The following is a 16,347-nucleotide window of genomic DNA, read 5'->3' as shown; positions in this document are numbered from 1 at the left end:
TCAGTTGACCGATTTCAATAAAAGACTCGACTCTTATACAGCTATGACCTCTTGAATCGGCACCTGTGCTGTGTTTTTATTTAGTGCATTTGAAATCGAAGTTCCCAATGCTCTTGCCACAGGAGGCGGAAATGCATTTCCGACCTGTCTCCAGGCAGCAGTTTTCTTTCCAGAAATTTTCCACTCCGGTGGAAAACCTTGAATTAGAGCTCCCATAGCAACTGTAAGCCGTGGAGGTTGATCCACTGGATCGTCAGCGGCAGGCGGATACTCCGCGATTGACGACCCCTTAACCCCTAGCTTGGCCCATGCTTCTCTTGCACGCGAAGGACCAACATCTGGGCCACCATGCTTCTTAGATCCGCCAACGAGAGTCGGCGCAATTTTATTCGCACGAGCTGCCCAACTTTCCGCTCCTGGCCACCCCTGCGAAGCCATCTCCGCATAAAGCGTTTCACCTACTGTCGGGGCTTCACCTTGCGGTTCAGGCCAGTGGAAAAATGGAGCATACTCCTGTTTCACAGCTACCAACACAAAACGAGGACGGAGTTGCGGAACACCGTGTTCCGAAGCATAAATTAATCGCCAATGTGGTTCATATCCAAGACGATAGAGTTCGTTAAGAACGGACTCTCGGTAATTCTTAAACCGTGGTTGCGACAACCCCTTCACGTTCTCCAAGAGCACTGCTTTCGGGTCGGCCAAAGCAATAATCTCAAGCGCTTTTGGGAAAAGATCTCGCTCGTCATCAGCCCCGAGCTGCTTTCCGGCAATTGAAAACGGTGGGCAAGGCACACCCCCAGCCACTAGATCTACGCCTTTGAAATCCGCACCGTTTAAGTTGAGGACATCGTCCTCGCGAACATTCCAACGCTGTTTTGCTGCAACGAGATCGTTGCCCCTATTCAAACGCAGCGTATTACAGGCATCTCGGTCGTTCTCTACTGTGCATACATGATAGAAACCGGCTTGCTCAAGCCCCAAAGCTTGGCCACCAGCACCGGCGCAAATCTCTAGCGATGTGAATCCACTCATCTCTAACGCCACCTCCTACATCGCCAACCAATGGTTCTTCGAACTGGAAGCTACCCGATGCTCAGGATCCACCACGAGACATAATTCGAACATCCATTCGATACCGTGCTTAATAACGCTTTCTACCCTACTACCCCGACTGATTTTACGGTCAACAAACCCGATCAGAATGAAATAGGTGCCTGTACCACCGGGTCAGTGCTCGTAGCTACTCGCCAAGACTGACCGTCAATTTCCACAGCGCCCCGCCCCCGATGAGAATCAGTAACCGACACAACTCTCAGCGCAATCAACTCATCGGAACGCAGTTTCACACCAGCCAACTGCTCCGCGATTTCCATCTGCCGCATATACTTTCCGGTTAAGATAATTATGCCCTCAGCTGCCAGAGCTGTACGCGCACCACCATTGCCACGCACACGCTTCATGTAGTCGCGCTGTTTCGCCACCGTTGCAATATCTTCTCGATTGATGACCAATCCGAGCGCCTGCCGGAAAAACTCGTTAACTCGCTTTTGCCCAGATCGATTGGCGAAGATCTTCTCACGAGCACTTTCCGGCAAATGAAGCAATCGATTTATGGGCAGCGGAGCGTCATCAAAGATCCAATCAATTCCAGATCGAGCTGACCGAGTAAACGTCCGCTTCCGATCACGATTCCCACCTTTCGTCAATTTGTCCGACGAAGCTCGCTCAACACAAACACTGAAACAGGAATCCTCATCAGAGGAATGCAGTCCAATAATAATCTCGTTTTCGGCTTCTACCGGGATCATCCACGACCCCTTATTCATGGAAAACTTGCAGTCTACGTCGATTCCAGCGATCCGATAATCAAGATGTTTCTGTATGCCGTCATCGATGATCTCCGCAAACTCATGACGGATAGCGATTTCGATCAATGTTCCAAAATGGGTCTTCTCAGTCTTGTAAAGCTGTTCCCAGCGGTAACGTCCTGTTTTCTGGCCGTTATATAGCAAGTAATAGGTTTCCCTAAAAACCTTTGCAAACCGATCCCCTTCTGGATCCGCATCACGAATTAGTGCCTTGACCTTTTCGACCTCCGAATCGGCAGCACTGGTTATCTTTTGCATAGTTAAGGACCTTAAGCCACAAACCCCCTACCCCGCCACCATGGCGGAATAGGGGGTTAAACGGAGCGTCGTAAAGCGAACGCCCTATCTACGAGACTGCGGTGACCTGATTAGAACAGGCTCGGCAGGTTCGCCTGCGAGGAAATGCTGTCGGCTGCCTGTGTTGCCTGAGCGGTCGCACCAGACAGCTCCGGGATCGGCAGCTCCGGGAGAGCTGGGCTCTCCGAGATGATGTCAGCAATTTCCGGTGGGACCTCAACGCCCTCTGGGAGCAGCTCGCCAATCGGCCCCAGATCCGGCTCTTCCTGCGGGACGTGCTGGTTGGTGTACTGGACGTCCTCGTCAATCGTGCGGAACTCAGACTGCGGTTCAGTGGAAGTCTCTACCTTGAAGCGCTCGTTAACCTGGCCGTCTGGGATGTCGTACTGCTCTTCAAGAGCAACGTCAATCGGCTGGAAGCGGCTCAGCGGGCCAATACCCATGGAGTTAACGCCGATGGCCTCGCGAGTCTCTGGGTTGTAGGCGTTTCCGCCCGAATCGCCGTGGTCAATCGGAGCGATGGCCCAGACACCGTTGCGGACACGGAAGGCCTGGAAGCCGCAACCGCGGCCAGTACGGGAACCGTCAGTGCACACGGGCTCACCGAAGTTGTCGACGGAGATCTCCATCGGGTCGAGAGTGCGCTTGTCCTCGATACCGACGATTTGAACCGGCTCGCCATGGACGTTGCCGAACTCATCCACAGAGTGGGACATAGAGGTGGTCTTGATGTCGTCCTGAACCTCAATGATGCCGTAGTCACCGCTATTGAAGAGCTCGTTGAAGAACTCCGGCATAGTGGTGTTTTCGTCGAAGTCGCTCTCTTCCGGCATGACATCGGTGCCCATGTAGTCCTTGTTGACCAGCTTGTCGCCGTCCTTGGTTGGGATGAAGAACTGGCCGGTGACCTCTTCGCCGGTTTCAGTATCCTTCGCCACAACACAGTGACCGGCAGTCATGATGACACGATGCGAAACGCCATTCTGATCCACAACGGTGCCGGGAACTCCCAGAGAGCACATCGGGGACTGAACATGCCGTCCGTCGATGTTCTTACTGCTCGGGAACGGCATTCGCAACGGCGAGCCCGGGCCGATGACAACATCCGAGTTTGCCGGTGCAGCCTCAGCTACCGCGATTCCGGGCACAAAGCCACCTACAGCTACCGACAGTGCAGCCGTGAGTGTGGCGACCTTCTTCGAACTGGCCATAGTGTGCGCTACTCCATTTCTGTACAGAAAACTTGTCCCACTCAGTGTATTAGGGACACCTTTACAAAGCTCTCCAAAAATGAAACCTAGGGTGAAATTCTCAGTCGAGGAACCGGTGATTCGCCTTCATTTCACACTCATTAGACATCAAAAAGTTTGCTCAACAGCAATGCAAGAGCCAGAACCATCCGCCTTGGATGATTCTGGCTCTCTTAACGGTTCGGGGGTGATTTTTGTCAGATTCTCAGACTGGTGCTAGCTCTCAAAGCTTGGAAGCTGAATTTCTGCCAACTGAGGCGACTCAGACAGATGTGACAATTGTGGTAATTGGGGCGATTGTGGCAGCTCAGGGACTTGCGGTAACTGTGGCAGCTGGTCCACGAGATCGACTAGCTGCGGTACAGAACCTTCCTGTGAATCCTGCGAATCCTGCCCCCGGGCATACTCCTGATCAGCCGCCATATCCTCGTTGAGGGTGCGATAGGTGGAGTCGCGCTGAGCCGTGGAATCCGATACCTCAAAGTGGTCGTTTACTTGACCGTCGGGAATACCGTAGGCCTCCTGGATGGCAATATCCGCGGGCATCACACGCGAGACCGGACCGAAGGTCATCGAATTCACGCCAATAACTTCATTTGTGGTCGGGTCGTAGGCATTTCCGCCAGAGTCACCGTGATCAACGCCAATACCAACCGTCCAGATGCCGTTTCGAGCTCGGAATACCTGATATCCACAGGCTCGTCCGGTGCGCATACCGTCCTTGCAGATAGGCTTGCCAAGATTATCGAAGGAGACTTCGCCACGCGGCAGGTCTTCATTGTCCTGAATGCCAGTCATCACTACCGGCTCCCCGTAGCTCTGACCATTTTCATCAATGGAGTAACTTGCACCGGTAGTCTCTACGTCCGGATCCAGGTTGATTATTCCGTAGTCCGCGCCATTAAAGCCTGCCGGCAACGACTCCAGTCCGGCATCTTCCTGCGGCAATTCCCAACGATGGGCACCTGCGGTACCAATGCGCTTATCACCTTCAGTGGTTGGCACATACACCTCACCAGTGACGATTGGCAGACCTATATCCGGAGCATCATTCAGGCAGTGCCCTGCGGTCAACATGACCCGATGCTTCTCCCCGTTGCGGTCCGTCACCGTCCCCGGAACACCCGCCGAACACATCGGCGAGTTGATATTTCGATACCCATCCCACGGACTTCCCTCCATGGGGGTTCGAATCGGGTCACCCGGACCAACCACGACAGCATGTGCAGCGACCGGGGCCACCAAGGACAAAAGTGCTGCGAAAGCCGCTACCGCCAGTCGACTTCTTGCGTGCTTCATTGAGACGAATCTTTCAAATGTTTAGTTTTCCTTTAGGGCCACCACTCACACTAATCCACCACCCCACCCCCAGAAATAGTGTTTTCTCAGACTCTTGGGCTTTTACAAAAGTCGTTATCGAATCGTTTCCACAACCCCACGCGTCCCTGCAATAACACCAGACACCTAGCCAATTGACTACCCCCACTTGGGTAGCCCACTGATGCTAATCTTATTTCGCACACGCGTTCTATACGTTCGAAAATATGAGTCCGGGGTGTTCGATAATTTGTGAGCCATGAGTACAACAAACGAGTTTCCCATTCACCGTCGCCTAGCCCTTCCCCCGCTATCCGCTACCTACCGTGCAGAATGTTTCGAAGACCTCGCCCTCATCCGCACAATCCTCTGCCACCCCACCATCGGCCGTAGGCATTCGCCCGGCGCGCTGGATCACTCCTTCTCGCTTTCCGACGGGCCTGTGGTCACCGTCCGAGCGTCACGGATAGCGCTTCCTCGCGCACTGGTCTCTCAGCTTGCCGACGTGCACGCGGAATACTTCGTCCTGAAGGATGAGCCCATGTTCATGTACTCCGTTTCCGTCAAGGTGGAATCCTCATCGGAGGTAGTCCTCCGCGGAATTGGCGGTTCGAATCGGACACGGGAAGAAAACCGCCGACGCACTCGGGCTGTAGCCGAGGCTCTCCATCGTGCGCAGGACTGCAGCAAGATACACGAAAACGGCACTGACCTCGCACTCCCCGGGCGCCGTTATAGTTGGATCGGCACCAGGGACGCGCGGCCACTGCCGTGTCCTAGCGAGCTCTTTTCTTCTCGCTCATCAGCGGCTTAGCACTAGTCACAGCACTGCCGCAGTATAGCTACTCGCTGTCGTCGCCTTCTTCGTCGTCCTCGTCGTCATAGTCGCCATCGTCGTAGAGGTCATCATCGTCCTCGTCGTCATCATCCTCGTCCAAGGAGGCAACGTGATCAGAGTAGATGTACTCTGCATACCCGTCATCGACGGGTGCCAGCTGATCTTCCCATTCCTCTGCGCGGTCTACTACGAGCGCAAGGACATCCATCAGCTTGTCAAAGTCCTTGAAGGTGCCCAGTGTCAGAACCTCATTGCGCAAGGTCTGGATATCAGAGTAGAGGTCAGCGAACATCTTGCGACGGTCATCATCGGTGAGAACCGTTTCGGTGTCCGAGTCCCAGAACTCCGCGATGGCCTGGTCGACGATGTCGTCCAAGTTCGCGTCCTGGGAGATGAAGCGGACGTGTGCGCTGGGCTCGTTGTTGTGGGCAGTTACCAAAACCTGCACCAACGAGGAGGTACCAACTTCGGAGGTAACCAGAGTTGCCTCTTCGGGGTCCTGTTCAAACTCCAGGTCAGCAATGCGGTCATCGTCGCCATCGAGCAGAGTGCGAAGCAGGCCAACAACCTGGTCAGTAGCTACATGGTGAGCGACTGCTGCGACGGCGTCTTCGACGGAGAATACAGCGGAGACCAGAACAGCTTCGAACTCGTCGTCCTCATCATCCACATCGGCAGCGGCTACGTAAACTTCGGCAGCCGGGATGTCCTCATCAATGGTGACGAACTGAACCTCCAGGTCAGAGGTAATGGGAACGAAGAGGGTGTCATCGTTGACACGACTTTCAATGCCCTCGCGGTCCAGTGCCGCAGCAATCTGCTCGAAAAAGCTCATGGGTGGAATCCTCCCTTGAAAGATAATTGGCCTCTACCCGCAGCCAATCGTAGCGACAAACGCGCAATCATGGGGCGGCTCATGCCCCCGACAATTGTTGCGAAAGATCACGCCGGCAGTGCGCGTGCTACATCAAAGCCGCCAACGCGGCCGGTTGAGGGGCAGGCCGCCAGCTGTCGATTCTCGAAAACAGAGCGCTCAGTAGCGTGCCCAGAGCTGATGGCGTTCCTCACGCGAACGTTTCGGACACGAGACACACAGATCGGCGTCTGGGCTGTGATAAATCATGCAGCAAGTAGCTCTCTCCAGGTGAGTAACTACATCGAAGTCCGGTTCTTCTCCCGATTCAGCAGCGGCTTCATCCCAGGGGCGCACCTCGCCTCCACAGGAATCCATGAAACGAGGAAGAGGGACCCGATGTACTCGCTGTATTCCCTCAACGACATGTTTGCCAATAAGCGCTCCGCGCCAGGGCTCCATCAGCTCATTACCGGCGGATATTGCGGCGTTAGCTACGGCATCGGCAGCCACGGCCCAAAGAGGGGCAGGCTTGATTTCCCCGACTTCTCCAACAACCTGAGCCAACGGATCCAAGAAATGAGCCAGTGCTTCGCCGGAATCCTTCAGCTCATCCGCATCCTCAGCGGAAATGCTTTCAAACTGTTGAGCTTGGAACCCAACCCAATAGTCATCTCGGAGAAAGGCGAACCAAGAAGACCACTGCCACACCGGAACTCGATCGGACACCAACACGCATGCCAGCGATGGCCCTACCAATGCTCCGCACATGGACCACCACCACAACTGGGCCTGGAAACGGGTATCCCCCGCAACCTCGGGCATGGGAAACAGCTTTCTCCCAGCCTCAATTCCGGCGGCTACAGCTTCGGTAGAAAGGTGCCACTCGGCAGCGCCGTCGTGAGGCATAACATCTGCGGAAAACCGAGGAAAGTCCGCCAAAAGCTGGGAGTACTCGGGAGGCAATGCGGCACCCCGCGTGACATCGTTCACCAGTCTCATCCTTCTATCGACTGTGTTAATCGCCGTACACCTGTCTATTTTTCCACCGACTACGGAATTTCCCCACAGCTCAGTAGTGTTTATATGGGCATATGGCTCTCAACGGACCCGTTTAGGAGGTCTACTACTTTGTTCCAAAAGACGAAGAAGGATTCAACTCGCACAGTAACTGATGCGGTGAACTCAACCCCCGAAGCGATCGAACGTGATGCCGGAAAACTGGGAACCCTTCTTATCCAAACCCTGGATAAGACCATGAGCTGGCAGTCGTCTGCCATCACCGGGTACGTCAGTTCCCTACACAAGCGCAAAAAAGATGAAACTCCGGCGCAGGTACAGGAACGTATTGATTCCCACTACCTCAACCTGGTCACCGGCACCGGTGGTGCCGCCGGCGGCAGCGCGGTTCTCCCCGGCGTCGGCATGATCACGGGCTTGGCTGCGGTTACCGGTGAATCGCTGCTGTTCCTGGAAGCATCAGCCTGGTACACACTGGCCTCAGCAACCCTGCGCAATATTGACATCACCGATCCGCAACGCCGTCGCACGCTGATTCTTGCGGCCATGAGTGGTTCTGAGGGGACAGCTATTATGGCCTCTCTGCTTGGCGAGGAATCGCTGCGGAAGCAGACCAAAACTTCCGTAAATTCTCTACTGCCACGGCTTGGTGTTCCGCAGCTGGGTGCAGCAAACCGCCTGCTGATTCGCGAGGCACGCAAGCGCTTGATGAAGAACGCTCGTCTGGCCATCATCGGTAAGATTTTGCCATTTGGAATTGGCGCCGTGGTTGGGGCCTCCGCCAACCGCAAGCTCGGTGGCATTCTTATCAGCTCCACTCGCGCATCTCTGGGCCCGCTTCCCCAGGATTGGTCGGACTTTGAGCGAAAGCTACCGGCTAAATCCAACACCTCGGAGGACTCGAAGAAGGACTCAAAGTCATCGAGGTTCTCTATTCCCTCGGCGCTGAAGTGGCCGAAGAAAAAGAAGAATAAGTAGTTCCTCTTACCCCGATTACCCTTCAGCGACTTACCCTTCAGCGACGTTTTTCAATGGAAGAGCGGTACCCACCATGGCCCAGAGCAAACCCCTCAGAACCTCTCCCATGAAGTTCTTGTGGAAACAGTCTCTTCACAGGCCACTACCGCTCTATGGTGTCATTGTTGCAGCGCTAATCGTTGTCGGGCTAGAGTCCGTACTTCCGCTTCTCACTAGAGATGCCATTGATGTGGCAACGGGCTCTTCCGATGGCGGTGTCCCCGCGCGCCTACTGCCTTCCCTAACTCCCCTGCAGGCAGTCATTTCCGTCTTTCTGGCCATCGCGTTAGTACGCTTCGTCGCCCAGGTGGGGCGCAGATTCTTCTCCGGCAAACTCTCCATTGATGTTCAGCACGACCTGCGACTAAAGATCCTTCGCTCCCTACAAAACCTCGATGGTCCAGCACAAGACCGAGTCAACACCGGCCAGGTCGTGTCACGGTCAATTTCCGACCTCCAGGCAGTGTCCGGACTACTGGCGATGTTGCCGTTGACACTGGGATCCGTCGTCAAGCTGTTCATCACTATCGGCATCATGCTCGCCCTCTCGCTGCCCCTGACACTGGTCGGCCTCGCCGTCGTGCCAGCGATTGTCTACATTGCGGTGAATTCGCGTGACAAACTCCATGCCGCAACCTGGGCTGCCCAACAGCAAGCAGGCGAGATCGCCGGACAAGTCGAGGAAACCGTTTCCGGCATCCGCGTTGTCAAGGCGTTTGCGCAGGGTGACAACGAAGTTGCGAAGATGGAGCGTAACTCGTCGCTGCTCTATTCCCTACGCCTGCGAGCGGCAAAACTCAGCGCTCGATTCCAACCGGCGCTGCAGTCGTTGCCGCAACTGTCCCTCGTCGGAAATATCGCGGTCGGTGGCTGGCTCGCGATTAACGGACACATCACCCTAGGCACGTTCGTAGCTTTTGCCACGTATCTCACCAGCCTGACTGCCCTGTCGCGTCTGGTCTCCAACATGGTCATCTCGATACAGCTGACGTCGGCAAGCATCGACCGCATTTCCGATGTCATCGACGCCCGACCAGACAACCCCGAACCCACCGACGCGCTCCTCCTCCCCGACGGCCCCGTTGGCATCAGCTTCAACCACGTCACCCACAGCCGTGGCGGACGCACGCTTATCGACGATGTCTCATTCTCCGTCGCGCCAGGGTCGACCTTAGCGTTGATTGGCCCACCGGGGTCCGGAAAGACTATCGCCACGGAGTTACTCGGCCGTCACTATCTGCCGGATTCGGGAACTATCACTATCGATGCGCCCAGCCACGGCACATCCACAGATACCGCGCGCATTCTCTCCAGCGACGTATATGACGCTATTACTGTCGTTCCGGACACTCCTTATCTATTTGCGGGCACGTTGCGTGAGAACATCGCATTCGCCAATCCCGCGGCGTCCCAGGAAGAGATTGTCGCCGCAGCGACCGCCGCCCAGGTCAACTTCGTCGACGACCTGCCTCAGGGGTGGGACACAGCCATCGGCGAGCGCGGGCATAATCTCTCCGGCGGACAAGCTCAACGCGTCGCGTTAGCACGGGCATTCCTCGCACGGCCTCGAGTTTTGGTTCTCGATGACGCGACCTCAGCAATCGATGCTGCAACAGAGTTGGAAATCTTCAACGCGCTGACCTCGCAGCTGGCGGATACGACTATCGTCATCGTGGCGCATCGATCTTCCACTCTCGAGCAGGCGGACCACATCGCCATTTTCGAAGACGGTGCCATCACTGGCATTGGCACCAAGGCCGAACTGATTTCTTCTCATCCGCGCTTCACCGAGCTGATGGACATCGACCAGAGCGCCTACCCCGAAATCGAAAACCTCGTTCTCGACCCCATCGACAGCGAAGACCCCAGCCCCGAGGAACTCTGGCCCGACGAATCCGCGCCAACCTCCGACGACTCCACGTCAGACACCGCTGCGCGGCTTCCCGGAGGTGCCACTTCTCAAATGAGCCGCGGGGTTGGCCGAGCCGGAGGCGGTCCAGGTGGACCTGGTGGTCCAGGTGGCCGCGGCGGCGGTCGTGGTGGCATGGGGGCGGCTCTCGCCAATGCTCCTGCGACGCCTGAGCTTCTCGAGCGTGTGCGAAACCTCCCACCCGCTACCGAAAAACCGCATGTGCCCGCTGCGGCACTCGACAATTCCGAGACTTTCTCTCTGCGCCAACTGCTCTCCTATGTCCGCGGCCTATTTATAAGTGTCATTGCGCTGCTCGCTCTCATTGCCGTTGCCGATCTGGCGTTCCCCATGCTCGTGCGCTACGCCATTGACCACGGCATCAGTGAGCACAATGAGGCCGTGCTGTGGGCCTGCGCCGCAGGTGGCTTGGCGACGGTCCTCATCAGTTGGCTTGCCGTAGCCACAAATGCTGTTATTACTGCGCGCACTGGTGAGCGGCTGCTCTATGCCCTGCGTGTGCGCTGCTACCGTCACCTGCAGTCGCTTGGCATTAACTACTTCGAGGCCAATCGCTCGGGCGCCATCATGACGAGGATGACAACCGACATCGATGCGCTCTCCTCTTTCCTGCAAACGGGACTGGCAGAAGGGGCAATCGCCGCGTTTACTCTGCTCGGTGTCACAGCACTGTTGCTTGCCACACAGGTGTCACTCGCCGCGGTGGCGTTGGCATCGCTTCCCATCATTGTGGTGGCCACCCTGGTATTCCGCCGAATCTCCTCGCGCCTATACAAGTCTGCACGCGAGCAGCTCTCCTTGGTCAACGCTAATTTTCAGGAGACCATTGGTGGGCTTCGCGAGATTCAGATGTACCACCGCGTCGCCGATATCGAATCTTCCTTTGCCGAGGAATCCAACAAGTACCGCGCAATCCGTCAGCGAGCGCAGCTGGCTGTGGCTCTATTCTTCCCCGGCATCAACTTCGTCTCTGAGTTGGCAACGGCCGCGGTATTGGCTGTCGGTGCCCAACAGGTTGCCTCGGGAACTACGACGCCCGGCGTACTCGTCGCCTTCACGCTGTACCTGGGAATGCTCTTTGGCCCGATTCAGCAGCTGTCCCATGTTTTCGACGGCTACCAGCAGGCGAAGGTCGGCCTCAATCGCATTGATGACCTCCTACAGACCGCCCCCATGCCAGATCACGGCACTACTGACGGCGCGTCCCGCGCAGCTGCTGGCGACCTCCGCTTAGACAAGGTGACTTTCTCCTACCCCGCCGCCAACTCTGAGCACGAACGCCCGCAGGTTCTCGATGCTCTCGATTTACAGATTCCTGCCGGAGAAACAGTCGCAATTGTCGGATCCACCGGCGCCGGAAAATCGACAATCATTAAGTTGTTTGCCCGTTTCTACGACCCAGTTGGCGGCGTGGTGCGAGCCTCCGAAACTGACATCCGCGACTTCCCTCTTAACGATTGGCGACGAACCCTCGGCTATGTCCCCCAAGAATCACACCTGTTTTCGGGGACAGTAGCAACAAATATTTCCTACGGTCGGCCAGACAGCAGTCATGCTGAAATTCAGCAGGCCGCGAAAAACGTCGGTGCCCTCAGCACCATTGCCAGCCTGCCCGGTGGCTTCCACCACCCCGTCGGCCCAGATGGCCGAGGGCTCTCCTCCGGACAGCGTCAGCTCATCGCACTCGCTCGTGCCGAAATGATGCGTCCTGAACTGCTGCTTCTCGACGAAGCCACCGCGACACTCGACCCTGCAACAGAGTCGGCAATCCTTGAAGCCACTGACCGTGCGTCGCGTCAACGCTCGGCAATTATTGTGGCCCACCGCCTGGCTACAGCGGCTCGGGCCAACCGGATTTTGGTACTTGACCACGGGCGTATTGTCGAAGACGGCTCCCATGATGAGCTTCTAGCGGCGGGTGGCCAATACGCAGAGCTCTGGAGCAAGTACCATATGGGGAGCGCGACGGTGTAGTAATTCAGAATTTTCGTTATCCTTGAATGACACTTTGACGCTTGCGCTAATTAGAATAAACGTGAGTTAGTAAAACTAAGACGAAAAGAGGCGAGTACCTGCCGTGAGCAGCGACATGAGCTTCGGCCAGAACGAATGGCTGGTCGACGAGATGTACCAGCAATTCCAGAAGGATCCACAGTCTGTGGGTCAGGAATGGCGCGAATTCTTCGCAACCCACACCCCGTCCCAAAAGGGCGAGGACCTTTCCAATATGGCAAAGCCAGCAGCAGCCACGAAGGAGGAAGCTAAGGCAACCGGACGTCGTGAATCCAAGGGGGTCGAACCCACTAAGACCCCGAACAAGCCGGCGTCCCCGAAGCCAAAGAAGTCCCCAATGGATGCAGCAGCCAAGGTTTCGGCTGTTGAATCCGGCGAGGAGCCTCTGAAGGGCGTCGCACGGGCTATCGCTAAGAACATGGATGTCTCCCTGGAGATGCCGACCGCTACGTCGGTTCGCGATATGCCGGCACGTCTGATGTTTGAAAACCGCACCCTGGTTAACAATCATCTGGCACGCGCCCGCGGCGGCAAGATCTCCTTCACCCACATCATTGGTTACGCCATGGTGAAGGCTGTCATGCTCCACCCGGACATGAACAACAACTACAAGGTGGTTGACGGCAAGCCAGTTCTGGTTACCCCGGAGCACATTAACCTCGGCCTGGCCATTGATATGCCAGCTAAGGACGGCTCTCGTTCGCTCGTAGTTGCTGCTATCCGCGAGTGTGAAACCCTGACCTTCAAGCAGTTCGTCGACGCCTACGAGGACATCGTCGTTCGTGCTCGCCACGGCAAGCTGACCGGTAAGGACTTCCAGGGCGTCACCATTTCCCTGACCAACCCGGGCGGTATCGGTACTCGCCACTCCGTCCCGCGCCTTACCAAGGGGCAGGGCGCGATTATCGGTGTCGGCTCCATGGATTACCCGGCTGAGTTCGCCGGTGCTTCCGCGGACCGTCTGGCAGAGATGGGCATCGGCAAGCTGGTGACCATCACCTCTACTTACGATCACCGCATCATCCAGGGTGCAGAGTCCGGTGAGTTCCTGCGCACGATGAGCAATCTGCTTGTCGACGACAAGTTCTGGGACCACATCTTCCAGACCATGCATGTTCCTTACACCCCAATCCGTTGGGCGCAGGATCTGCCGAACACGGGTATTGACAAGAACACCCGCGTCATGCGTCTGATTGAGGCCTACCGTTCCCGCGGTCACTTGCTGGCTGACATTGACCCGCTGCGTTCTGACCAGCCAAATACTTCTGCTCCGAACCACGCTGACCTCGATATTGAGGAACACGGTCTGACCCTGTGGGATCTGGACCGTACCTTCAACGTCGGTGGTTTCGGCGGCAAGGAGACGATGACGCTGCGCGAGGTTCTCTCTCGCCTTCGCAACGCATACTGCCTCAAGGTCGGTTCCGAGTACGCTCACATTCTCGACCGCGAAGAGCGCGAGTGGCTGGAAGAGCGCATTGAGGGCGGCCAGCCAAAGCCGTCCCACGCTGAGCAGAAGTACATCCTGCAGAAGCTAAACGCCGCAGAGGCATTCGAGAACTTCCTGCAGACCAAGTACGTCGGTCAGAAGCGCTTCTCCCTTGAGGGCGCAGAGTCGCTGATTCCGCTGATGGACTCCGCCATCGACACCGCTGCTGGTGCTGGTCTGGATGAGGTCGTCATCGGTATGCCACACCGCGGTCGACTGAATGTGCTCGCAAACATCGTCGGCAAGCCACTGCGCCAGATCTTCACCGAGTTCGAAGGCAACATCGACCCGGCACAGGTCGGCGGTTCTGGTGACGTCAAGTACCACCTGGGTACTACTGGCCGTCACATCCAGATGTTCGGCGAGGGCGAGATTGACGTCACTCTGACTGCGAACCCGTCCCACCTCGAAGCCGTCAACCCGGTCGTTGAGGGTCTTGCTCGTGCACGCCAGGACAAGATCAACAAGGGCGAAGAGGGCTACTCCGTCATGCCGCTGCTGCTGCACGGTGACGCTTCCTTCGCGGGCCTGGGCATTGTCCAGGAGACCCTGAACCTCATGTCCCTGCGTGGTTACAAGGTCGGCGGTACCGTCCACATCGTGGTGAACAACCAGATCGGCTTCACCACTTCGCCGGACTCCGGTCGATCCTCCTACTACGCAACCGACATCGCCAAGGCATACGGCTGCCCGGTCTTCCACGTCAACGGTGACGACCCGGAGGCTGTCGTCTGGGTCGGCCAGCTGGCTGTTGAGTACCGTAACCGCTACGGCAAGGACGTCTTCATCGACCTGGTTTGCTACCGCAAGCGCGGCCACAACGAGGCCGATGACCCGTCCATGACTCAGCCGCTGATGTACAAGGTCATCGACGAAAAGGAAAGCGTCCGCGCTCAGTACACCGAGGACCTGATTGGTCGCGGTGACATTTCCGAGGAAGAGTACGAGGCAGTTCGCCGAGACTTCCACGACCAGATGGAAGCTGTCTTCAACGAGGTCCGCGCAGCACAGGACGCAAAGCCGGGCGAACAGTCCGGTATTGCAGGCTCTCAGCCGCTGCCGCATGGTCTGAAGACCGGCATCGAGAAGGCTGAAATCGTCGAGATTGGTCAGTCTTACGTCAACCTCCCTGAGGGCTTCAAGATTCACCCGCGTGTTGCGCCGGTCGCTAAGAAGCGCGCGGAGATGACTCAGGAAGGTGGCATCGACTGGGGTATGGCCGAGCTGCTGGCAATCGGCTCCTTCACCGGTGCTGGCATCGACGTCCGCTTCGCAGGTGAGGATGTCCGCCGCGGTACCTTTACCTCTCGCCACGCAGTTCTGATTGACTCCGAGGACGGTTCGGAATACAACCCGATCGACGCCTACGGTAAGTCCAAGAACGGTAGTCGCTTCATGATTTACAACTCGGCTCTGACCGAGTACGCAGGCATGGGCTTCGAGTACGGCTACACCCTGGGTAACCCGGACGCAGCAGTGTTCTGGGAAGCACAGTTCGGTGACTTCGCCAACGGCGCTCAGACCACCATTGACCAGTACGTTTCCTCCGGCGAGGCCAAGTGGGGTCAGACCTCCAAGCTGATTCTGCTGCTACCGCACGGCTACGAGGGCATGGGCCCGGACCACTCTTCGGCACGTATCGAGCGCTTCCTGCAGCTCGCAGCCGAGGGCTCCTACACCGTTGCTCAGCCGTCCGAGCCGGCTAACTACTTCCACCTGCTGCGTCGCCACGTCCTGTCCGACCTGCACCGTCCGCTGGTTGTGTTCTCGCCGAAGTCGATGCTGCGCAACAAGATGGCAGCGTCTGCTGTCGAGGACTTCACCAACCCGAACAAGTTCCGCTCGGTCATCGATGACCCGAACTTCGAGTCCAAGGACAAGTCCGGCATCAAGACCCTGCTGCTCTGCTCCGGCAAGATCTACTGGGAGCTGGAGAAGAAGCGCAAGAAGGACAAGCGCGACGATCTTGCAATCGCTCGCCTGGAGATGCTGCACCCGCTGCCGCACAACCGCCTCCGCGACATCTTCGAGTCCTACCCGGATCTTGAGGAAGTCCGCTGGGTTCAGGATGAGCCGGCTAACCAGGGTCCGTGGCCGTTCCTGGCACTGAACCTCCCAGAGGTTCTGCCGGATATGCCGAAGCTGACCCGCGTTTCCCGCCGTGCACAGTCCTCCACCGCAACTGGTGTGGCTAAGGTCCACCAGATTGAGGAGAAGGCTCTGCTGGAAGAGGCTCTCAAGTAGGTCTCATTGACTGGTCTTCGCCAGTTGGCGTGTAAACGCTAAGGGGTTCCAACCGAACGGTTGGAGCCCCTTTCTTGTTGCTTGGGCGATCGTTGCCAGGCATCAAGGGCGAATAGTCAAAAAGCGTGTCCGGTCGGCGTGCCACCGGGTCGGCACCATTTACTACTTAGTCCTCAATGCGAGTTACTGACTACGTTTATGACAAAAA

10 protein-coding genes are annotated in these 16,347 nt (G+C 56.9%); 4 read left to right on the top strand and 6 right to left on the bottom strand.

The window, feature by feature from the left end; all coding sequences use genetic code 11:
• Nucleotides 1-33 precede the first annotated feature (33 nt).
• From HMPREF2820_RS10745 to HMPREF2820_RS08750, 4 genes are all read right to left on the bottom strand, one after another.
• Nucleotides 34-1,035 (bottom strand): DNA cytosine methyltransferase, encoded by a 1,002-nt coding sequence (locus HMPREF2820_RS10745; protein WP_083308468.1) that lies wholly within the window; start codon nucleotides 1,033-1,035, stop codon nucleotides 34-36.
• Between the two features lie 164 nt (nucleotides 1,036-1,199).
• Entirely contained in the window at nucleotides 1,200-2,129 is a 930-nt protein-coding gene (locus tag HMPREF2820_RS08760; RefSeq protein ID WP_070601566.1) for a NaeI family type II restriction endonuclease, read from the bottom strand.
• A 110-nt stretch (nucleotides 2,130-2,239) separates the two neighbouring features.
• Complete coding sequence (locus HMPREF2820_RS08755; protein WP_070603707.1) at nucleotides 2,240-3,379, bottom strand: trypsin-like serine protease; 1,140 nt, start codon at nucleotides 3,377-3,379, stop codon at nucleotides 2,240-2,242.
• 255 nt (nucleotides 3,380-3,634) lie between these two features.
• On the bottom strand, nucleotides 3,635-4,717 hold the full coding sequence (locus HMPREF2820_RS08750; RefSeq protein WP_246822253.1) for a chymotrypsin family serine protease: 1,083 nt from the start codon (nucleotides 4,715-4,717) through the stop codon (nucleotides 3,635-3,637).
• Between the two features lie 277 nt (nucleotides 4,718-4,994).
• Here HMPREF2820_RS08750 and HMPREF2820_RS08745 point away from each other — a divergent pair, with 277 nt between their 5' ends.
• Nucleotides 4,995-5,549 carry a hypothetical protein gene (locus HMPREF2820_RS08745; protein ID WP_070603706.1) on the top strand — a complete coding sequence of 185 codons (555 nt, stop codon included), beginning with the start codon at nucleotides 4,995-4,997 and terminating at the stop codon, nucleotides 5,547-5,549.
• A 28-nt stretch (nucleotides 5,550-5,577) separates the two neighbouring features.
• Here HMPREF2820_RS08745 and HMPREF2820_RS08740 read toward each other — a convergent pair whose 3' ends face one another.
• Both HMPREF2820_RS08740 and HMPREF2820_RS08735 read right to left on the bottom strand, forming a co-directional pair.
• A complete protein-coding gene (locus HMPREF2820_RS08740) occupies nucleotides 5,578-6,408 on the bottom strand; it encodes a hypothetical protein (RefSeq protein WP_070601567.1) in 831 nt (276 codons plus the stop codon).
• Between the two features lie 198 nt (nucleotides 6,409-6,606).
• Complete coding sequence (locus tag HMPREF2820_RS08735) at nucleotides 6,607-7,428, bottom strand: (2Fe-2S)-binding protein (protein WP_246822252.1); 822 nt, start codon at nucleotides 7,426-7,428, stop codon at nucleotides 6,607-6,609.
• Nucleotides 7,429-7,605: 177 nt separating this feature from the next.
• Between HMPREF2820_RS08735 and HMPREF2820_RS08730 the strand changes: the two genes are divergently transcribed.
• The 3 genes from HMPREF2820_RS08730 to HMPREF2820_RS08720 all read left to right on the top strand — a co-directional run bounded on the left by HMPREF2820_RS08730 (nucleotide 7,606) and on the right by HMPREF2820_RS08720 (nucleotide 16,139).
• A complete protein-coding gene (locus HMPREF2820_RS08730) occupies nucleotides 7,606-8,424 on the top strand; it encodes a hypothetical protein (RefSeq protein ID WP_224783718.1) in 819 nt (272 codons plus the stop codon).
• A 106-nt stretch (nucleotides 8,425-8,530) separates the two neighbouring features.
• A complete protein-coding gene (locus tag HMPREF2820_RS08725; RefSeq protein ID WP_168164052.1) occupies nucleotides 8,531-12,367 on the top strand; it encodes an ABC transporter ATP-binding protein in 3,837 nt (1,278 codons plus the stop codon).
• Between the two features lie 103 nt (nucleotides 12,368-12,470).
• A complete protein-coding gene (locus tag HMPREF2820_RS08720) occupies nucleotides 12,471-16,139 on the top strand; it encodes a multifunctional oxoglutarate decarboxylase/oxoglutarate dehydrogenase thiamine pyrophosphate-binding subunit/dihydrolipoyllysine-residue succinyltransferase subunit (protein WP_070603704.1) in 3,669 nt (1,222 codons plus the stop codon).
• Nucleotides 16,140-16,347: the final 208 nt, after the last annotated feature.

Source organism: Corynebacterium sp. HMSC064E08 (genome assembly GCF_001811805.1).
Classification (GTDB): domain Bacteria; phylum Actinomycetota; class Actinomycetes; order Mycobacteriales; family Mycobacteriaceae; genus Corynebacterium; species Corynebacterium jeikeium_D.
Note: the sequence above shows the minus strand (reverse complement) of the source record. Positions and strands in the feature narration are given on the sequence as shown.